This is a genomic window from Micromonospora sp. NPDC005163 (genome assembly GCF_053599835.1).
This window is the reverse complement of the sequence record NZ_JBSFYP010000041.1, coordinates 1-18,594: the sequence shown is the minus strand read 5'-3', so window position 1 is coordinate 18,594 and position 18,594 is coordinate 1. Positions and strand designations below refer to the sequence as shown.

20 protein-coding genes are annotated in these 18,594 nt (G+C 70.0%); 14 read left to right on the top strand and 6 right to left on the bottom strand.

Annotated elements, in window-relative coordinates; genetic code table 11:
• Positions 1-9: 9 nt before the first annotated feature.
• The 3 genes from ACWD6N_RS24935 to ACWD6N_RS24925 are packed head-to-tail and all read right to left on the bottom strand — an operon-like array spanning position 10 to position 3,109.
• Positions 10-1,017 (bottom strand): ABC transporter permease, encoded by a 1,008-nt coding sequence (locus tag ACWD6N_RS24935; protein WP_354963691.1) that lies wholly within the window; start codon positions 1,015-1,017, stop codon positions 10-12.
• Positions 1,014-2,039 carry an ABC transporter ATP-binding protein gene (locus ACWD6N_RS24930; protein WP_354963690.1) on the bottom strand — a complete coding sequence of 342 codons (1,026 nt, stop codon included), beginning with the start codon at positions 2,037-2,039 and terminating at the stop codon, positions 1,014-1,016. Before ACWD6N_RS24930 ends, ACWD6N_RS24935 begins: the two co-directional genes overlap by 4 nt.
• The gene (locus tag ACWD6N_RS24925) at positions 2,036-3,109 is read right to left on the bottom strand and encodes an ABC transporter ATP-binding protein (RefSeq protein ID WP_354964001.1); all 1,074 of its coding nucleotides are present in this window, start codon (positions 3,107-3,109) and stop codon (positions 2,036-2,038) included. The genes ACWD6N_RS24930 and ACWD6N_RS24925 overlap by 4 nt, the downstream gene beginning before the upstream one ends.
• Before the next feature lie 255 nt (positions 3,110-3,364).
• Between ACWD6N_RS24925 and ACWD6N_RS24920 the strand changes: the two genes are divergently transcribed.
• From ACWD6N_RS24920 to ACWD6N_RS24895, 6 genes are all read left to right on the top strand, one after another.
• Positions 3,365-3,916, top strand: coding sequence for a Uma2 family endonuclease (locus ACWD6N_RS24920; protein WP_354963689.1), 552 nt, complete (start codon positions 3,365-3,367; stop codon positions 3,914-3,916).
• Positions 3,917-3,949: 33 nt separating this feature from the next.
• Positions 3,950-5,386 (top strand): TldD/PmbA family protein, encoded by a 1,437-nt coding sequence (locus ACWD6N_RS24915; protein WP_387327715.1) that lies wholly within the window; start codon positions 3,950-3,952, stop codon positions 5,384-5,386.
• Positions 5,383-6,789 carry a TldD/PmbA family protein gene (locus ACWD6N_RS24910; protein ID WP_354963687.1) on the top strand — a complete coding sequence of 469 codons (1,407 nt, stop codon included), beginning with the start codon at positions 5,383-5,385 and terminating at the stop codon, positions 6,787-6,789. Before ACWD6N_RS24915 ends, ACWD6N_RS24910 begins: the two co-directional genes overlap by 4 nt.
• A 264-nt stretch (positions 6,790-7,053) precedes the next feature.
• Entirely contained in the window at positions 7,054-7,860 is an 807-nt protein-coding gene (locus ACWD6N_RS24905; RefSeq protein ID WP_354963686.1) for a hypothetical protein, read from the top strand.
• 12 nt (positions 7,861-7,872) lie between these two features.
• A complete protein-coding gene (locus ACWD6N_RS24900) occupies positions 7,873-9,801 on the top strand; it encodes a fumarate reductase/succinate dehydrogenase flavoprotein subunit (RefSeq protein WP_450005189.1) in 1,929 nt (642 codons plus the stop codon).
• Entirely contained in the window at positions 9,798-10,865 is a 1,068-nt protein-coding gene (locus ACWD6N_RS24895) for a succinate dehydrogenase/fumarate reductase iron-sulfur subunit (RefSeq protein ID WP_354963684.1), read from the top strand. The genes ACWD6N_RS24900 and ACWD6N_RS24895 overlap by 4 nt, the downstream gene beginning before the upstream one ends.
• Positions 10,866-10,979: 114 nt before the next feature.
• On the opposite strand, the gene ACWD6N_RS24890 is transcribed toward ACWD6N_RS24895, so the two are convergent.
• Positions 10,980-11,435: a (deoxy)nucleoside triphosphate pyrophosphohydrolase gene (locus ACWD6N_RS24890; protein ID WP_354963683.1), complete on the bottom strand. Its 456-nt coding sequence runs from the start codon at positions 11,433-11,435 to the stop codon at positions 10,980-10,982.
• A 183-nt stretch (positions 11,436-11,618) separates the two neighbouring features.
• On the opposite strand from ACWD6N_RS24890, the gene ACWD6N_RS24885 reads away from it, so the two are divergent.
• Positions 11,619-11,927 carry a 4a-hydroxytetrahydrobiopterin dehydratase gene (locus ACWD6N_RS24885; RefSeq protein WP_089019073.1) on the top strand — a complete coding sequence of 103 codons (309 nt, stop codon included), beginning with the start codon at positions 11,619-11,621 and terminating at the stop codon, positions 11,925-11,927.
• Positions 11,928-11,951: 24 nt separating this feature from the next.
• Here ACWD6N_RS24885 and ACWD6N_RS24880 read toward each other — a convergent pair whose 3' ends face one another.
• Both ACWD6N_RS24880 and ACWD6N_RS24875 read right to left on the bottom strand, forming a co-directional pair.
• Positions 11,952-12,386, bottom strand: coding sequence for a VOC family protein (locus ACWD6N_RS24880; protein WP_354963682.1), 435 nt, complete (start codon positions 12,384-12,386; stop codon positions 11,952-11,954).
• A complete protein-coding gene (locus tag ACWD6N_RS24875) occupies positions 12,383-12,736 on the bottom strand; it encodes a DUF1801 domain-containing protein (protein ID WP_354963681.1) in 354 nt (117 codons plus the stop codon). The genes ACWD6N_RS24880 and ACWD6N_RS24875 overlap by 4 nt, the downstream gene beginning before the upstream one ends.
• Before the next feature lie 118 nt (positions 12,737-12,854).
• Here ACWD6N_RS24875 and ACWD6N_RS24870 point away from each other — a divergent pair, with 118 nt between their 5' ends.
• The 7 genes from ACWD6N_RS24870 to ACWD6N_RS24840 all read left to right on the top strand — a co-directional run bounded on the left by ACWD6N_RS24870 (position 12,855) and on the right by ACWD6N_RS24840 (position 17,889).
• Entirely contained in the window at positions 12,855-13,745 is an 891-nt protein-coding gene (locus ACWD6N_RS24870; protein WP_354963680.1) for a LysR family transcriptional regulator, read from the top strand.
• On the top strand, positions 13,742-13,891 hold the full coding sequence (locus ACWD6N_RS24865) for a hypothetical protein (protein ID WP_387327720.1): 150 nt from the start codon (positions 13,742-13,744) through the stop codon (positions 13,889-13,891). Before ACWD6N_RS24870 ends, ACWD6N_RS24865 begins: the two co-directional genes overlap by 4 nt.
• 269 nt (positions 13,892-14,160) lie before the next feature.
• Positions 14,161-14,523 carry a PH domain-containing protein gene (locus tag ACWD6N_RS24860; protein WP_007464929.1) on the top strand — a complete coding sequence of 121 codons (363 nt, stop codon included), beginning with the start codon at positions 14,161-14,163 and terminating at the stop codon, positions 14,521-14,523.
• A gap of 229 nt (positions 14,524-14,752) precedes the next feature.
• Positions 14,753-15,484, top strand: a complete 732-nt coding sequence (locus ACWD6N_RS24855; protein ID WP_354963678.1) for a class I SAM-dependent methyltransferase — start codon at positions 14,753-14,755, stop codon at positions 15,482-15,484.
• A gap of 118 nt (positions 15,485-15,602) precedes the next feature.
• Positions 15,603-15,884: a hypothetical protein gene (locus ACWD6N_RS24850; protein ID WP_354963677.1), complete on the top strand. Its 282-nt coding sequence runs from the start codon at positions 15,603-15,605 to the stop codon at positions 15,882-15,884.
• A 64-nt stretch (positions 15,885-15,948) separates the two neighbouring features.
• Entirely contained in the window at positions 15,949-16,323 is a 375-nt protein-coding gene (locus tag ACWD6N_RS24845; RefSeq protein WP_354963676.1) for a VOC family protein, read from the top strand.
• 60 nt (positions 16,324-16,383) lie between these two features.
• Positions 16,384-17,889: a hypothetical protein gene (locus ACWD6N_RS24840; RefSeq protein ID WP_354963675.1), complete on the top strand. Its 1,506-nt coding sequence runs from the start codon at positions 16,384-16,386 to the stop codon at positions 17,887-17,889.
• Positions 17,890-18,594 lie beyond the last annotated feature (705 nt).

Below are 18,594 nucleotides of genomic sequence, written 5' to 3'. Positions count from 1 at the left end.
GGAAAACCCCTACCGGGACGACTTCGGGTCGAGCGCGTCACGCAACGCGTCGCCGAAAAGGTTGAAGGCGAACACCAGCGCGAAGATCGTGATGCCCGGGAAGAACACGTACGCCGGGTCGGTCTGGAGGAAGTCCAGACTGTCGTAGATCATCCGGCCGAAGCTCGGGGTCTCGTCGCTGAGGCCGACGCCGATGAACGAGAGCGCTGCCTCGCTGGTGATGAACTGCGGCACCGCCAGCGAGAACGAGACCAGGATCGGCGCCCAGATGTTCGGCAGCAACTGCCGGAAGAGCATGTGCCCGAGCCCGGCGCCGCTGGCCTTGGCCGCCTCCACGAACTCCCGCTCGCGCAGCGCGATCACCTGCCCACGCACCAGTCGGGCCGTACTGGTCCAGCCGAAGATGGCGAATACGGCGATCAGCACGCCCACCCCGAAGGCCGCCGACACCTGCCCCCGCTCGCCGTAGAAGCGCAGCGTCAGGGTGGGGGTGAGCGCCAGCGCGATGATCAGGAACGGCATGGCCAGGGTCAGGTCGGTGATCCAGTTGATGACCGCGTCGAGCCAGCCGCCCAGGTAGCCGGCGAGGGCGCCGAGCACGATGCCGATCGTCGCGGTGATCAGGGCCGCGGCGAACGCGATGAAGAGCGAGGTCCGCAGCCCATAGATCAACCGGATGAAGATGTCCCGGCCCAGCCCCGGCTCCAGACCGAACCAGTGGTCCCCGGTGACACCGCCGGCGTAGCCCAACGGCATGCCGAAGTTGTCCAACAGCTTCTGGAACTGGTCACGGGGGCCGACCCCGTAGACCATCTCGACCAGCGGGGCGGCGAGCGCCAGCAGAACGAAGAAGATCAGCAGCGCGCCGCTGACGATGGCCGTACGGTCGCGGCGCAGCCGGAGCCAGGCGAGCTGGCCGGGCGAGCGGCCGACCACACCCTTGACCTCCGGACCGCCCGCGCCCGTGCCGGACTCGATCTCGGCCAGCGCCACACCCTCCACCGGGGACAGGCTCACGGCGACACCTCCTCGACGATCGCGTCGGCGGCCTCCCCTGCGGGGGCCCCTCCCGCTTCCGGGAAGTGACACGCGGTGGCCTGGTCGCCGCCGTCGCGCGGCACCAGCGCCGGCTCCTCGGTGGCGCAGATGTCCTGCGCCTTCCAGCAGCGGGTGCGGAACCGGCAGCCCGACGGCGGGTCGAGCGGGGTGGGCACGTCGCCGGTCAACCGGATCCGGCCCCCCGGGCCGAGCCGGGTGACGTCCGGGATCGCCGAGAGCAGCGCCCGGGTGTACGGGTGCTGCGGACGCTCGTAGATGTCCGCCCGGTCGCCGATCTCCACAATCCGCCCCAGGTACATCACCGCGACCCGCTGACAGAAGTGCCGGACCACGGCCAGGTCGTGGGCGATGAACACGAACGCCAGGCCCAGGTCCCGTTGCAGGTCCCGCAGCAGGTTGACCACCTGCGCCTGGATCGAGACGTCCAGCGCCGAGACCGGCTCGTCGGCGACGATCAGCTTGGGCCGCAGGGCCAGCGCACGGGCGATGCCGATGCGCTGGCGCTGGCCACCGGAGAACTCGTGCGGGTACCGGTTGTAGTGCTCCGGGTTCAACCCGACCAGCTCCAGCAGCTCCTGCACGCGGGCCTTGATCCCACCCGGCGGCTTGATCCCGTTGACCTGCAGGGGCATCGCCACGATCCGGCCCACGGTGTGCCGGGGGTTCAGGGAGGCGTACGGGTCCTGGAAGATGATCTGAAGGTCCTGGCGCAGCGGGCGCAGCTCGCGCCGGCCGGCGTGCGTGATGTCCCGTCCATCGAACTCGATGCTGCCGGCGGTCGGCTCCAGCAACCGCACCAACATTCGACCGGTGGTGGTCTTGCCGCAGCCGGACTCCCCCACCAGGCCGAGCGTCTCGCCCGGGCGCACGTCGAAGTCGAGCCCGTCCACCGCCTGCACCAGACCGGTGGCGCGCAGCCCCTGGCGTACCGGGAAGTGCTTGGTCAGGCCGCGTACCCGCAGCAGCGGCTGATCGGTCATCGGGCCACCCCCACGGATGCGACGTCCTCGGCGTAGAGCGTGCTGCGCTCCTCGGCGGTCAGGTGGCAGGCGACCAGGTGGCCGTCCGCGCCGGCTGAGCCGGTTGCGCCCGCGGGGCGCAGCTCGGGCACCTCGGTGCGGGCCCGGTCCCCGGGGCGGTCCGCGTAACGGCAGCGCGGGTGGAAGGCGCAGCCGGGCGGCAGGTTGATGAGGCTGGGCGGGTTGCCCTGGATCGGCAGCAGGTCCGCGTCCGCGTCGCCGTGCAGCGACGGCACGCTGGAGAGCAACCCCCAGGTGTACGGGTGCTGCGGCGAGCGGAGCACCTGCTCGACGCTGCCGCGCTCCACGGCGCGACCGCCGTACATCACCAGCACCTCGTCGGCGACCTGGCCGACCACGCCGAGGTCGTGGGTGATCAGGATGATCGCGGAGTGGAACTCGGCCTGGAGGTCGGCGAGCAGGTCCAGGATCTGCGCCTGCACGGTGACGTCCAGCGCGGTGGTCGGCTCGTCGGCGATCAGCAGGGCCGGGTCGTTGACCAGCGCCATGGCGATCATCGCCCGCTGGCGCATGCCGCCGGAGAACTCGTGCGGGTACTGGTCGAAGCGACGCGCCGGCTGTGGGATGCCGACCCGGTCCAGCATGTCCACCGCCCGCTGGCGGGCCTCTCGCCGGCTGGCCTTCGGGTGGTGCACCCGGTACGCCTCGGCGATCTGCCGGCCCACGGTGTAGTACGGGTGCAGCGCGGAGAGCGGGTCCTGGAAGATCATCGCCATGTCGCGGCCGCGCAGCCGGCGTACCTCCTCGTCTCCGAGGCCCACCACCTGCCGGCCGCCGACCGAAATCTCGCCGGTGATGGTCGTCCGCTTGGGATCGTGCAGGCCGAGGATGGCCAGCGAGGTGACGCTCTTGCCGGAGCCGGACTCGCCGACGATGCCGAGGGTGCGACCCCGCTCGACGGCGAACGACACCCCGTCGACCGCGCGCACCACGCCGTCCTCGGTGTCGAACCGGACCCGCAGGTCGGTCACCCGCAGGTAGGCGTCCTGGTCGGAGCGCTGCACCGGCACGGTGGGACGGTCGTCCGGTTCCCCGGACGGCGCCGGATCCGAGCTGTCCACGGCCGCCTCCCTCAGTGACGAAGAGAACTTACAGGAAAGTCCCGAGGGTGAAAATAAGCTACAAAGTCGGCACCTGTCAGCGGGCCCGAGCGTAACGAGTCGGCATCGGCCTGAACACCCCTCACCTCGCCATCCATGGCCATTCATGCCGTGCTCGCACCTCAGGTGCGACCTCGGTGACGCCACCTCAGCTGCACTTGGCAGGTGCTACCCACGGGAATTGCCGACCACCCGCTGCCCTGGACCGAACCGGACTACCTCGCCCTCGGTGAGACGGCCTGCCGAATCGAACTCCTCGACGGCGGACTGCTCATCGGACCACCGCCGACCGTCATCCACCAGGTGATCGTCGGTGCCCTGGCAACAGCCTTGAAATCCGGGTGTGCCGCCGCAGATCGCACCCTGCTATCGGTGATCAACCTGAGGCTGGACGCGAGGCGGATCCTCAATCCCGACCTGGTGGTGACGGCGGAGCTCGACTTCACCGCAGCCTGCGTGCCGGCCAGCGCCGTCCTCCTGGTCGGAGAGATCGCCGCGCCACACACCGCGATCATTGACCGGGTGCTGAAGCCGCACGTCTACGCCGCCGCCGGGATCGAGTGGTACCTGCTCGTCGAGCAGGAGACCCTGACGATGCACCTCTATCAACGGCAGAACTCCCACTACGTGCAGCGGTCGACGACCAAGGCCGGCGAGGTGTTGGAGCTGACGGAGCCCGTGCGGGCCACCATCCGGCCGGAGGATCTGCTCCCCTGACGGGCGTCGGTCGGCTGGCCTAGGGTCGGTCGCATGACCGAGTTCGACGCGGCCACCGCCGCCGTCCAGGCCGCCCTCGACGCGGGCGCCCGATACGCCGACGCCCGGGTGATGCACCGCCGCTACGAGTCGATGACCGCGCGCAACGGCGACGTGGAGGAGCTGACCCAGGACGAGAGCATCGGGATCGGCGTCCGCGCGCTGGTCGGGGCGAGCTGGGGCTTCCATGCCGTACCCGATCTCTCGGATGCCGCCGCCCGCGACGCCGGCCGGCGCGCGGCTCGGATCGCCACGGCGAGCGCGCGGGTGCCCGGCCCGCCGGTCGACCTGGTGCCGGTCGAGGCGGTCACCGCGAGCTGGGCCTCGGGCTGCCAGATCGATCCGCTCGGGGTGCCCCTGTCGGACAAGGGCGACCTGCTGGTCGGCGCGACCCGCACGATGGCCGAGCACGGCGCCGACCTGGCCGAGGGGCTGTACCAGATCTGGGACACCGCCAAGTGGTTCGTCTCCAGCGAGGGCCACCGGATCGACCAGCGGATCCGCGAGTGCGGCGGCGGCATCTCGGCCACCTCGATCGGTGACGGCGAGACGCAGCGTCGCTCCTGGCCCAGCTACCGGGGGCAGTACGGCACCACCGGTTGGGAGCTGGTCGAGTCGCTCGACCTGGCCGCCCGCGCCGCGCAGATCGCCGAGGAGTCCCGGGCGCTGCTCACCGCACCGCCCTGCCCCGCCGGCGAGACGGATCTGATCCTCGGCGGCGAGCAGTTGGCCCTGCAGATCCACGAGTCGGTCGGGCACGCCATCGAGCTGGACCGGATCCTCGGCTGGGAGGCCGCGTTCGCCGGCACGTCCTGGCTGGACCTGGCCCAGCTCGGCTCGCTGCGCTACGGCTCCGAACTGATGAACATCACCATCGACCCGACCATCCCCGGCGCGCTGGGCAGCTTCGGCTTCGACGACGAGGGCTCCCCGGCGGTCAAGCGGGACGCGGTCCGCGACGGGCGGTGGGTGGGTGTGCTCGCCGGCCGGGACTCGGCCGCCATGGCCAGCCTGGACTACGGCGGCAGCGTACGCGCCGACGGGTGGGCCCGGCTGCCGATGGTGCGAATGACCAACGTGGGCCTCGAACCGGGCCCGCACACGCTGGACGAGATCATCGCGGCCACCGACGACGGGGTGCTGATGGACCTCAACCGATCCTGGTCGATCGACGACAAGCGCCTCAACTTCCAGTTCGGCTGCGAGGTCGGCTGGGAGATCAAGAAGGGTCGGCGCGGGCGGATGCTGCGCAACCCCACCTACACCGGGATCGGCCCGCTCTTCTGGCGCTCGATGGACATGCTCTCCGGCGAGACGGTGCCCTGGGGGACGCCCAACTGCGGCAAGGGCCAGCCCGGCCAGACCGGGCACACCGGCCATCCGGCCGCGCCCGCCCGCTTCCGCAACGTCCGGGTGGGGGTGTCGGCATGAGCGGGCCGACGGAGCTGGAGCTTGCCGCGCAGGTCATCGAGCTGGTCCGGCGTCTCGGCGGCCCGGCCGCGCAGGCCGAGGCGGTGGTGACCCGCGCCGATCTGGCGCTGACCCGGTTCGCCAACTCGGCCATCCACCAGAACGTCGCCGAGTCGACCGTCGGAATCCGGCTACGGGTGCACGTCGACGGGCGGACCGCCGCCGGCAGCGGCAGCGTCGTCACCGCCGACGGGTTGCGCGCGCTGGTCGAGCGCACCCTGGCCGCGGCGCGGCTCTGCCCGCCCGACCCGGGCTGGCCGGGGCTGGCCCCGCCCACGCCCGCGCCGCTCGCCCCGCCCGTCGACGAGGCCACCGCGCACGCCGAGCCGGATCAGCGGGCCGACCGGGTCCGCGCGTTCGTGGCCGCCGCCGGGGGTCTCACCACGGCGGGCTACTGCCGCACCGCGCACCGATCGTCGGCGTACGCCAACTCGGCGGGGCACACCGCGCACGGCCGCTCGGTGGAGGCGGCGATGGACGGCATCGCCCGCCAGGCCGGCGCGGACGGGGTGGCCCGGCAGTGCGCCGACCGGCTGTCCGACATCGACGGCGCCGAGCTGGGTGGACGTGCCGCTGCCAAGGCCCAGGCCGCGGCCGACCCGATCGAGCTGCCACCGGGGCACTACGAGGTGGTGTTCGAACCGGCCGCCGTGGCGGACCTGCTGCAGAACCTCTCCTGGTACGGCTTCAACGGCAAGCGGTACGCCGAGCGGCAGTCCTTCGCCGAGCCGGGGGCGGACCAGTTCGACCGGACGGTGACCCTGGTGGACGACCCGCTCAGTGCGTCGGGGCTGCCGTTCGACGCCGAGGGCACCGGCCGGCGGGCGCTGACCCTGGTCGAGGCGGGCACCACCCGGGCGGTGGCACACGACCGGCGCACCGCCGTCGAGGCGGGCGCGGAGTCCACCGGGCACGCGGTCGCGGGCGGTGCCACCTGGGGCCCGATGGCCCGCAACCTGCGCCTGTCCGGCGCGGTGGCCGGCCCCGCCAGCCCGGTGGGCCGGAGCACCACCGGCGCGGCGGCCGGCGCCGTCGTCGACTCGGACACCGCGGCGCTGGTCGCCGGCGTACGTCGGGGGCTGCTGGTCACCGACCTCTGGTACACGCGGGTGCTCGACCCGAAGAGCCTCGTCGTCACCGGGTTGACCCGCAACGGCGTCTGGCTGGTCGAGGACGGCACGGTGGTGCGGGCGGTCCGCGATCTGCGGTTCACCGAGTCGTACCCGCGGGCGCTCGGGCCGGGCGCGGTGCTCGGGCTGGGCGCGCGGCCGGTACGCCAACCGGACCGGGTGGACGGTGCCTGGTGGGCGGCGCCACCGGTGCGACTGGCGTCGTGGCACTTCACCGGGGGTGCCTCCGGCTGAGCGGGCGGGGCGGGACAGTGACGTTCTTAACACCGCGCCATTGACCGGCTTACCAGGGCTTTTCCGCAGGTCGGACACACGGGACGGTCCCTTGCGGGGACGGCTCGCAAAGATCGGCGTAACGTGTGTCACTTAGCTGCGCCGGTCGATCCGGCGTGGTTGTTGGTGTGCGCATGACGTGGCAGCGGGTGCGGGTTCGCCGGTCCGCGTGCCGACCGGAGAAGATCAGCCCGCCCGTACGGGCCCGTCGAGGAGACGACTCGAATGACATCAACGGCAACGAGGCCGCGGGGAGCGCGGGCGCGCGCCGCCATCGCGGCGAAGACGTTGCGTACCGACCGCTGGTGGTTCGCCCCGCTGATCACCGTGATCGGGCTGAGCGCCTGGATCGCGTACGCGACGGTCCGGGTCTTCATGCACGACTACTACTGGGTCGACGAGTTCCACTACCTGACCCCGTTCTACTCCCCCTGCGTCACCGAGCGGTGTGTGGAGGGCGCCTCGCACTTCGGCCGGTTCCTGCCCGGCTGGTGGATCATTCCGGACGCGGCGCTGACCCTGCCGTTCCTGCTGCTGTTCCGGCTCACCTGCTACTACTACCGCAAGGCGTACTACCGGTCGTTCTGGCTGTCCCCGCCGGCCTGCGCCGTGCCGGACGGTCACAAGGAGTACGGCGGTGAGACCCGCTTCCCGCTGCTCGGTCAGAACCTGCACCGCTACTTCTTCTACGCCGCCGTGATCATCTCGCTGATCAACACCTGGGACGCGATCCTCGCCTTCCACTCGCCGAAGGGCTTCGGCTTCGGTCTGGGCAACATCGTCCTGCTGGTCAACGTGGTGATGCTCTGGGCGTACACCATCTCCTGCCACTCCTGCCGGCACATCATCGGCGGCCGGCTCAAGCACTTCTCCAAGCACCCGGTGCGCTATCGGGCCTGGACCTTCATCTCGGCGTTGAACGTCCGGCACATGCAGCTCGCCTGGATCACCCTCGGCACGCTCGCGCTGACGGACTTCTACATCATGGCGATCGCCGCGGACTGGTTCCCCGACCTGCGGTTCATCAACTAAAGGGCCCCCGACATGACCACTACCACGCGAATCGAACGACACCACTACGACGTCGTCGTGATCGGGGCCGGCGGCGCCGGCCTGCGGGCGGCGATCGAGGCCCGGCTCGCCGGCAAGAAGACCGCGATCATCTCCAAGTCGCTCTTCGGCAAGGCGCACACGGTGATGGCCGAGGGCGGCGCGGCCGCCGCGATGGGGAACGTGAACAGCCGGGACAGCTGGCAGGTGCACTTCCGCGACACCATGCGCGGCGGCAAGTTCCTCAACAACTTCCGGATGGCCGAGCTGCACGCGAAGGAGTCGCCGCAGCGGATCTGGGAGCTGGAGACGTACGGTGCGCTCTTCGACCGCACCAAGGACGGCAAGATCTCCCAGCGCAACTTCGGCGGCCACGAGTACCCCCGGCTGGCGCACGTCGGTGACCGGACCGGCCTGGAGCTGATCCGCACCCTCCAGCAGAAGATCGTCTCGCTCCAGCAGGAGGACCACCGGGAGTTCGGCTCGTACGACGCCCGGATCAAGGTGTTCTCCGAGACCACCATCACCGAGCTGCTGCTGGACGGTGACCGGGTCGCCGGCGCGTTCGGCTACTACCGGGAGTCCGGGGAGTTCGTCCTCTTCGAGGCGCCGGCCGTGGTGCTGGCGACCGGCGGCGTCGGGCGCTCCTACAAGGTCACCTCGAACTCCTGGGAGTACACCGGGGACGGGCACGCGCTGGCGCTGCGCGCCGGGGCGACTCTGATCAACATGGAGTTCCTCCAGTTCCACCCGACCGGCATGGTCTGGCCGCCGTCGGTGAAGGGCATCCTGGTCACCGAATCGGTACGCGGCGACGGCGGCGTACTGAAGAACTCCGACGGCAAGCGGTTCATGTTCGACTACGTCCCGGACGTCTTCCGCAAGCAGTACGCGGAGACCGAGGAGGAGGCGGACCGCTGGTACACCGACCCGGACAACAACCGGCGTCCGCCGGAGCTGCTGCCCCGCGACGAGGTGGCCCGCGCGATCAACAGCGAGGTCAAGGCCGGTCGGGGCTCCCCCGCCGGCGGCGTCTTCCTGGACATCGCCAGCCGGCGCTCGGCCGACGAGATCCGCCGGCGGCTGCCTTCGATGTACCACCAGTTCAAGGAGCTGGCCGACGTCGACATCACCGCCGAGCCGATGGAGGTCGGGCCGACCTGCCACTACGTGATGGGTGGTGTCGAGGTGGACCCGGACTCCGGTGCCGCCTTCGGCCACGTTCGGGGGCTCTTCGCCGCCGGTGAGGTCTCCGGCGGTATGCACGGCTCCAACCGGCTGGGCGGCAACTCGCTGTCCGACCTGCTGGTCTTCGGCAAGCGGGCGGGTGGGCACGCGGCCAGCTACGCCGACGGGCTGGATGCCCGGCCGAAGGTGGCCGTGGACGCGGTCGAGGCCGCGGTGGAGACCGCGCTGGCCCCGCTGCAGCGGGACACGGGCGAGAGCCCGTACACCCTCCAGCAGGATCTCCAGGCGGTCATGGGGGATCTGGTCGGGATCATCCGGCGGGAGGGCGAGCTGGCCGACGCTCTGGGCCGGCTGGCCGAGCTGCGCGAGCGCGTGGCGAAGGTGAGCGCGGCCGGTGGCCGGCGCTACAACCCCGGCTGGCACCTGGCACTGGACCTGCGCAACATGCTGGTGGTCTCGGAGTGCACCGCGAAGGCGGCGTTGGAGCGGCAGGAGTCGCGCGGCGGGCACACCCGGGAGGACTATCCGGCGATGGAGCCCGAGTGGCGGCAGGTCAACCTGGTCTGCGCGCTGGACGGCGACACCGTGCGGCTGACCCGCAAGCCGCTGCCGAAGATGCGGCCGGAGCTGCTCGGCCTCTTCGACCGGGCGGAGCTGGCCAAGTACCTCACCGACGAGGAGCTGGCTGACATCGACGCCCTCGTCCCCGACGCTGGAGAGGCGGACAACCGATGAGCGCGAAGCGTCAGTTCCGGATCTGGCGGGGCGACGAGACCGGCGGTGACCTGCAGGACTACATGGTCGAGGTGAACGAGGGCGAGGTCGTCCTCGACATCATCCACCGCCTGCAGGCCACCGACGCGCCCGACCTGGCGTGCCGGTGGAACTGCAAGGCCGGCAAGTGCGGCTCGTGCTCGATGGAGATCAACGGCAAGCCACGGCTGGGCTGCATGACCCGCATGTCGACCTTCGGGGACGAGGAGACCGTCACGGTCACCCCGCTGCGCACCTTCCCGGTGATCCGGGACCTGGTCACCGACGTCTCGTTCAACTACGAGAAGGCCCGGGAGACGCCGGCGTTCGCTCCGCCGGCGGACGTGGCTCCGGGCGACTACCGGATGCAGCAGGTCGACGTCGAGCGCTCGCAGGAGTTCCGCAAGTGCATCGAGTGCTTCCTGTGCCAGACCGTCTGCCACGTGATCCGCGACCACGACGAGAACAAGCAGGCGTTCTCCGGGCCTCGGTACTTCATCCGGGCGGCCGAGCTGGACATGCACCCGTTGGACACCCGGACCGACCGCAAGGATTACGCGCAGGCCGAACAGGGCCTCGGCTTCTGCAACATCACCAAGTGCTGCACGGAGGTTTGCCCCGAGCACATCAAGATCACTGACAACGGGATCATCCCCATGAAGGAGCGGGTCGTCGACGGCAGGTACGATCCCCTTGTGTGGCTTGGTAGCAAGATCTTCCGCCGGGGCGAGACGCCCCAGACCAGCGTGACCACCGCCCGTCAGGGCTCGGCGACGTCGCCGAGTACGAGCCAGGGTGGCATGCACTCGCACGCGGGTGGTTCGCACGACCCGCAGGCTGAGGTGCAGGCGCAGAGCGGCGTCAACTGGCACCGGGAGGTGCCACACCCGACCGCGCCGGCGGTCGACGACCGGGGCAGGCTGCCGCTGACCGAGCTCACCTTCGACCGGGCCGCCGCGCCGTCGCCGTTCGGCGACGACGTGACCTTCCCGCTGCCTCCGGAGCACCTCAACTTCGCCCACCCGGAGCAGGACGACAAGCACTGAAAGACCACCAAAACGGGGGCTACCGGCACAACCGGTAGCCCCCGTCCCCATTTCCAGCGTTGATCATGAGGTTGGCGGGCGCTTCAGAGCTCCCCGAGCCCGCCAACCTCATGATCAACGGCTCGGTGGCCGGGGATCCGCGAGCAGGGGGCGGAGGGCGGCCACGATGGGGGCGTCGGCGGGGAGCCAGGTGACCGAGTCCAGTTCGTCGGCCGAGAGCCAGCGCAGCCCCGAGTGCTCCAGGGCCTGCGGCTGATCGTCGTGCAGCAGCCGGGCGGCGTACACCTTGAGCACCGAGCGGCCGTGCGCCATCCGCACGTTGCGGCCGACCCGGTCGCCGATCTCCACGCGTACGGCCAGTTCCTCCGCACACTCGCGGACCAGCGCGTCAATCTCGGCCTCCCCCGGCTCGACCTTTCCACCGGGAAACTCCCACATCCCCGCCACCTCTGGCGGGGCGGAACGGGCACAGGCGAGCACCCGCCCGTCCCGGATGATCGCCGCTCCCACGATCACCTTCAGGTCCCGTCGTTCGGTCTGCCCGCCACCATTAGCCCGTTCGGTCCGCACGGGCGTCCAGGGTGCCAGATCAATCGGCGGTTTGGGTACCGTCGCCGTCCGCTAGGCCAACAGAACACGGAAGTGTGGGCGTGGACACCCCTTCCGAGCGACGACAGACTAGAGGGCACCGACAAGACACGGGATGGCGACGATTTGGCCACAAGCCGGCAACGGCGCTTGGGGGGTGCGGTTATGCGCGTGCTGTTCAACAGCCGGGCCAAGCACGACTACCTTTCCGACGCGTTGACCTTGCTATCGGGTTGGACGCGTGAGGGCGAGCAGATCCGACGGACTCTGGAGATCGACGATACCCAACACGCGGCGCTGACTGAACGGGTGAAGGTCGTCGCCGACGCGCTGCGTCTTCGTCCCGAGATCAGCCGCCGGTCAGACAGTACCCAGATCCGGGTCGGGCACGGTAACGGCGAACCGTTGACCGAGGGCGAGGTCCTGCTGGCGGCCCGCATCGAAGACGCCTACCGCGCGGTCACCGAGTCCTGACCGCTCGTTGCGAGGCATTTTCCGTTAAGCACCGGCGCGGGCGTCCTGCGGATACCAGCGCAGCTCCACCGAGTTGCCGTCCGGGTCCCGCACGTAGATCGAGGTTGCCGAGCCGCGGGCGCCGAACCGGTTGACCGGCCCGGTCAGCACCGTGAAGACGCCCGAGTCGATCACCTGCGCCCAGTCCAGCGGCGCCACCACCAGGCAGAAGTGATCGACGTTCGTGCCCTGCGGGTCGCCCCGGACGAGGTCGATGATGCTCTCGGGACTGATCCGCACCGACGGGAACGGGACGGTTCCGGCCCGCCACTCATCGACCCGTACCGGCGCGAACCCGAGCCGGCCGCAATAGAAGTCCAGGGCCCGCTCCACGTCCGTGACGGTCAGCACCAGGTGGTCGAAGCCGGTTACCCGCACCGCGCTGCCGTGCCTGCTGGTTCGCTCGCTGCGCTCGCTCACGCCTCCTCCAGCGCGGCCGCCGCACGCAGCCAGTCGGTGAACAGGGCCGGGTCGATGTCCGCGACGCCGTGCAGCTTCACCACCGCCATCGCCCGCGCGGCGGGCACCAGTCGCCCGGAGGGGTCGGCGATCTCCTGCCCCCGCCACAGCCCGAAGGTGACGTAGGACCCGTACCCCTTGAGCAGGCAGACCGGGCGCTGACCGGGCCGGTCGCCCAGACTCCACACCGGGTGGCCGTGCCACATCGCGCCGGTCGCCCCGGGCAGGGCGTCCGCGATGACGGGCGTCAGCTTCTCCCCTATCTCGCGGAGCGGGCCGGCCAGGCCGGCCAGGTAGTCGTCGATGCTCATCTCGCAGCCTCTCAATCGGGCGGGTTTCCTTGCCGACTTCACGATCCGCCGACGGGGGCCGCGGACCAAGACCGGTTGCCGCTACGATCGTTGACCACAGGTCAACGGTGGGAGCGACGTGCTGGAGCGGTACGAGGTCGAGACGTTCCTGACCCTCGCCGAGGAGCTGCACTTCGGCCGGACCGCCGAGCGACTACGGGTCAGCACCGGCAGGGTCAGTCACGTCATCAAGAAGCTGGAGCGCCAGATCGGGGCACCGCTGTTCGCCCGGACCAGTCGGGTCGTCCGGCTCACCCCGATCGGGCGGCAACTCGCCGACGACCTGGCCCCGCACGTGGCCGGGATCGACGAGGCGGTCCGCCGGGCGGTCGACGCCGGCCGGGGCGTCACCGGGACGCTGCGGGTGGCGTTCCTCGGCGAGTGGACGGCGCCGGTGCTGCTCCGTGCGGTGGCCCTGTTCTCCGAACGGCACCCCGACTGCCGGGTGGAGGTGCACGAGGCGCAGTTGTCCACCACCCGGTCCGGCCTGCTCGACGGCTCGACCGACGTGCTGATCGCCTCGTACCCGTTCGACGGGATGGTCAACGGCCCGGCGCTGCTGTCCGAGGACCGGATGCTGGCGGTGGCCGCGGATCACCCGCTCACCCGGCAACGGTCCGTGTCGCTGGAGGTGCTCGCCGACCATCCCGTGGTGCAGTACCCGTCGGTGACGTCGGCGGAGTTCAAGCGGGACCGGACCCCGGAGAGCACCCCGTCCGGCCGGCCGGTGCCGAAGGGCCCCGCCGGGAACACCTTCTCCGAGATGCTGACGCTGGTGGCGATGGGCCGGGGCGTGCTGCCGGTGGGCGAGCACACCCGCCGCTACTACCCACGCCCCGACGTGGCGTACGTGCCGATCCACGACGCGCCACCCATCGAGCGAGGCCCGGTGTGGCTGGCCAGCAACACCACCACCCGGGTACGGGAGTTCGTCCGCGCGGCGACCGACGCGAACAACGCGGACCGATGAGACACGGCGAGTTCGGTCATCCCCGCCCGGTCCAGGTCTACGACGCCGAGTGCGCGTGGGGGCCGGACGACGACTTCTTCCGGGCGGTGGTCGACGAGACCCCGGCCGCCCGGGTCCTCGACCTGGGCTACGGCACCGGGCGCTGACGCCCGGCGGCTGATCAGGCTGCCGGACGGCGACGGCACGGTCAGCTTCACCCACCACTACCGCTTCGCCGACGGCGCGGAACTGCTCAGCTCGGCGTCGCTGCGCTTCCGCTCCGAAGCGCAGCTCCGCGACTCCCTGGCCGCCGCGGGTTTCACCGTGGACCGGATCCACGGCGGCTGGCACCGTGAGCCCGTCGGCCAGGGCGACGGCGAGTTCCTGGTCGTCGCCCACAGCAGCCGGCTGGCGCCGGTTGCCTAGCCTGGTCCGCATGGCGAACATCGCGTACGACCGCAAGGAGCAGGTCCAGCAGATCGAGAGTGGACTCCTCGACGGTGAGCAGATCATCGCCGTCTACGACGCTGTCGGCACCGGCACCGGATTCATCGGGCTGACCGACCGGCGCGTGATCATCCAGGACCGCTCGTTCGTCGGGAAGCGGCATGCGATCACCAGCATCCCGTACTCGAAGATCACCAGCGTGAGCGTGGTCAGCAACAAGTCCTGGGGCGGCACGTTCTTCTCCACCGGGGCGATCGCCATCCACGTCGGCACGCACACCTACGAGGTGGAGTTCCGTGGCGCGCAGAAGAGCCACCACGTGCACAACGTGATCCTGCACCACATCTCCTGACCAACCCGGTCTGCCGTGGCCCCGGCTGAGGTAAATGCCTTGCCGGGCCCGGCAGGCGCTGCTGTCTTGACTCGACAGCCGCGCGAAGGGAGCAGCCGCCATGCCCGACACAGCGAAGTCCCCCCGACCGAACGTCATCCGACCTGAGGAATCGAGACTTCGTGAGCACACCTGTTCCCCTGACCACGGCGCTGCTGGGCGCCACTGACACCAACCCCGGAGGCCGCTAATGTCGGTCTTCGACGATCCCGGCCTCTTCGGCCGGCTGTGGGCCGCCGGCTACGACGACGGCACCAACCCCGACCCGGCGCCCGCCGTGGATTTCCTGGCCGATCTGGCCAACGGCGGTCCGGTCCTCGAACTGGCGATCGGCACCGGCCGGGTCGCGCTGCCACTCGCCGGGCGTGGCCTCGGCGTGCAGGGCGTTGAGGCGTCCGAGGAGATGATGGCGCAACTGCGGGCCAAGCCCGGCGGCGACCAGATCCCCGTGGTGGTCGGTGACATGGCCGACGTAGGAGTGCCGGGCCAGTTCCAGCTGGCGTACCTGGTCTTCAACACGCTGTTCAACCTGGTGGACGCCGAGCGGCAGGCGGACTGCTTCCGCAACGTCGCCCGGGTGCTGTCGCCCGGCGGCGCGTTCGTCGTCGAGGCGTTCGTGCCCGACCCGCGCAGCTTCGACCGGGACGAGCAGGTGCAGGTCCGCGCCGTGACCGAGGACTCCGCGACGATCCGGCTGCACCGGTACGACCGGCCGGCGCAGCGGTTCATCCGGCAGACCATCACCTTCGACGGCGACGGCGTACACCTGAAGCCGTTCGCGATGCGATACGCCTGGCCGCACCAGATCGACGCGATGGCGCAGCAGGCCGGGCTCCGGCTCACCGAGCGGTACGCCGACTGGCACCGGCGACCGTTCGAGGCGGACAGCACGGCCCACATCTCCGTCTACCGAGCGGAGTAGCGGCGGTTGGTCGACTCCGGGGCCGGAAGCCGGTGGTGTCGATGTGTCACGGTGTCACTGACACCCGACCTCCACGGAACCGGAGTCGACCTCCGTCAGCGGAAGCGAGGTTCCCGCCATGAGCAGACGGACCCGCCTGGTCGTCAGGGCACTGTCGGTGATCCTGTTGGTCGTGGGCCTGGTCGTGGAGGGGTCCAACGACGGCCCGGTTTACTGGATCGGCTGGGGGCTGGTAGCCCTCGCCTGGGTGGGCGTCATCGTCGCCGGCATCCGCCCGAACCGCCGCGCCGCACGCGAGAACGCCCGCCTGCGGGCGGCGCTACTCGGCGGCGAGAGCCCACCGCGAGCAGACACACCTGCTGACCGTCCTCGCGTTGAGGACGACCACCCGGACCGGTGATCGCGCGCACCTGGGGGCCTGCGCCGCACTGGCCATGTCGTACCCGGCGGGCACGATGCGGAGCATGTCTGAGTCATCTGCGCACCAACACCACGCCATCGACTATGTGGAGTTCACGGTCACCGACCTCGACCAGGCCAAACGCTTCTACGCCGAAGCGTTCGACTGGCAGTTCAACGACTACGGCCCGGGGTACGCCGGCATCCGGAGCCCGCAGGGCGACTCCGCGCCCGAGGTCGGCGGCCTGCGCGTGGACCAGGCAGTCCGGGCGGGCGGCCCGCTGGTGCTGCTCTACTCGGCCGACCTCGACCGGTCGGTGCAGGCGGTGAAGGCCGCCGGCGGGCAGGTCGTCAATGGGCCGTACGAGTTCCCCGGTGGCCGGCGATTCCACTTCACCGACCCCAGCGGCAACGAGCTGGGTGCCTGGGCCGAGCGGTAGCACCGGGTCACCCGCGCGGCGGCAGCCCACGAGCTTGACCGGTCGCCTTACGATCCGCGCATGCACCGTGAGGAGATAGATGGAGTTACGGTCCTCCAACGAAATCTGCCGGGCATGCTGGCCGCATCGCTGACGTTCGGCTGTGGCACCCGCGACGAAGAGATCGACTCCGTCGGCCTGAATCATCTGGTGCAGCACCTGGTGGAATGGTCCGATCCTCACGTCGCGGAGAAATACTCGAACGACACCTGGGTGAACGAGACGTCGTTCCTCGCGGCCGGCACTCCCGAGCAGATCGCGGAACACTTCACCGCCATCTGCTCGGCTATCAGCGATCTTCCGCCGGAGGACCTGTCCGATGCTGTCGCGGACGTCGAGGCAGACAGCCGGGACATCTTCAACATCGACGAGGGCGTGCTCGACCCCTGGGGAGCACTGCTCGCGCGGCGTTTCGGGTCGCGCGGACATGGCCTGTCGCGCTGGCCCGCGGTGGATTACCGGCTCTTCACGGCTGACGAGATCAGACAACATGTGGAGAGGTTCTTCACTAGCGGCAACGCCGTCCTCGCCGTGACCGCCGAAGCGCCTGGGGCGATGCGACTTCGATTGCCCGCTGGTCCGCGAATCACCCACGGCACACACCTCGTGAACCACCAATCGGGTCCGGTCTGGTACGCCGATGAGGTTCGCGGGGTCGCGCTGGTCGTCGGTGCCGCACCCAGCGTGGAAGCGCTTCTGCTGATGCGGGCGCTGCAGTTGCGAGTCGGCCAAGCAGTACAGCGGGCCGGGCTCGGCAACGGCGCTGAACTCATGTTCGAGGTCGTCGACAGTACGCGGCACCAACTCGGGCTGAGGGTCACCCCGCAGGACGACAGGAAAGCCAAGAATTTCGAAGCTGCTACCGCGGCGGAACTGCTCTGGGCCGAGCTGCGAAGACTTGTGCACGAAGGGCTCGACCAGGTGGACATGGCCAACCCGGAGGCGATTAGGAACCTGGCCCTACCCGCGGTCCTCGTGCCCACGTATGAGGCGCTGGCCTGGATGCGGCCGATCCAAGAGCTCGAACCCGCGACCCACCTGGAGTTGTTCGGCACAACCGAGCATTACTACTCCGATTCACTCACCGAGCTGACTGGCCTCACTCCGACAGCGGCGCGGGACGTCATGTCGGACTGGCTCTCATCCGCCATGATCGTCGTGCCGTACGGATCGCGACCGGATCTTCTTGGCACCACCGATGTCTCCTGCCCCAGCACCCGCTTCGTGCCGGCAGGTGAGGTGGTCAGGCCGACGCTCATGAAGCGGTTCGGCAACAAGGGCTCGCTGATCATCGGCACGGACGCGATTTCCACGGTGGATGGTGACGGCAACGTGCACACCGTTCCGCTGTCTCAGGCGCTCGTCGCCGAGCGGGACGGCTCGCTCTGGCTCGCCCACATCGGCCATGGCTGCGTCACCGCCATCTCCGACTTCGCTCAGGCAGCCGACAAGCTCCGGTCCGTCCTGCCTCCGCGACGGTTCCGCCGAGCGACAGGGCGGGAGTCAGGATCGATGCGGCCGAGATAGCCGGTCCAGCCAATTCAGACGTTGAAGCGGAACATAGAGCCGCTGTCCCGACACCAGCAGGAACGGCCCGCGACACCTGCTCACACGGCGTCTCGGGCTGCCATCGTTGGTGACTGGTTGACGACGTTTGACAGTGTCTTGTGCCCCCTGTGTGCCCCACACTGACGGGATGCGGCAGCGCTTGCAGCGCCCCGGACCAGCGGATTAAGAGGCACACACCGAGCGATGGCCGTCGCCGTGTCGCCTCGCCTGCCGTGACGGCCGATCCCCGTCTGTGGCTGGTGCAACGCGCCTCGGTTGCTGTCGCCGTTGCTGTCGCCACGACCTATGCATTACGAGTCCGCCGCGGCCTGCTTGTCGGCGTGGCCCCGGTCCTTGTCGAGCTTCTTCTGACGTCCGCCAGTGTCCGCCACGACTTGCAGGCTTGGCTGCTCGGTTGGCTGCTTCGGGCACACGCGGTCTGGCTGTCCGTCATATCTTGGGTGCATGAAGGGCGTCAATGCCGATGGACCAACCAGACCGGAGGTCGGTGCCATCACTAGCGGATCGCAATCTCGCAACAACGAGATGGACGTCATCGAGATCGGGCCTCGTAGGCCACCCCTGCCACGGTGGCGGGGACGGGGAATCGCCGGCCCCATCGCTGTCGCGCTCGTCGTCGGGGCCATCACGGGATACCTCGCCGGCATCCGACGCGCCGAGACC

Bases quoted from the DNA above. Each gene is read 5' to 3' on its own strand.
- ACWD6N_RS24930 (WP_354963690.1), bottom strand. From the start codon at position 2,039: ATGACCGATCAGCCGCTGCTGCGGGTACGCGGCCTGACCAAGCACTTC.
- ACWD6N_RS24915 (WP_387327715.1), top strand. From the start codon at position 3,950: ATGACCGAGTTCGACGCGGCCACCGCCGCCGTCCAGGCCGCCCTCGAC.
- ACWD6N_RS24910 (WP_354963687.1), top strand. From the start codon at position 5,383: ATGAGCGGGCCGACGGAGCTGGAGCTTGCCGCGCAGGTCATCGAGCTG.
- ACWD6N_RS24905 (WP_354963686.1), top strand. From the start codon at position 7,054: ATGACATCAACGGCAACGAGGCCGCGGGGAGCGCGGGCGCGCGCCGCC.
- ACWD6N_RS24900 (WP_450005189.1), top strand. From the start codon at position 7,873: ATGACCACTACCACGCGAATCGAACGACACCACTACGACGTCGTCGTG.
- ACWD6N_RS24895 (WP_354963684.1), top strand. From the start codon at position 9,798: ATGAGCGCGAAGCGTCAGTTCCGGATCTGGCGGGGCGACGAGACCGGC.
- ACWD6N_RS24885 (WP_089019073.1), top strand. From the start codon at position 11,619: ATGCGCGTGCTGTTCAACAGCCGGGCCAAGCACGACTACCTTTCCGAC.
- ACWD6N_RS24875 (WP_354963681.1), bottom strand. From the start codon at position 12,736: ATGAGCATCGACGACTACCTGGCCGGCCTGGCCGGCCCGCTCCGCGAG.
- ACWD6N_RS24865 (WP_387327720.1), top strand. From the start codon at position 13,742: ATGAGACACGGCGAGTTCGGTCATCCCCGCCCGGTCCAGGTCTACGAC.
- ACWD6N_RS24860 (WP_007464929.1), top strand. From the start codon at position 14,161: ATGGCGAACATCGCGTACGACCGCAAGGAGCAGGTCCAGCAGATCGAG.
- ACWD6N_RS24855 (WP_354963678.1), top strand. From the start codon at position 14,753: ATGTCGGTCTTCGACGATCCCGGCCTCTTCGGCCGGCTGTGGGCCGCC.
- ACWD6N_RS24850 (WP_354963677.1), top strand. From the start codon at position 15,603: ATGAGCAGACGGACCCGCCTGGTCGTCAGGGCACTGTCGGTGATCCTG.
- ACWD6N_RS24845 (WP_354963676.1), top strand. From the start codon at position 15,949: ATGTCTGAGTCATCTGCGCACCAACACCACGCCATCGACTATGTGGAG.
- ACWD6N_RS24840 (WP_354963675.1), top strand. From the start codon at position 16,384: ATGCACCGTGAGGAGATAGATGGAGTTACGGTCCTCCAACGAAATCTG.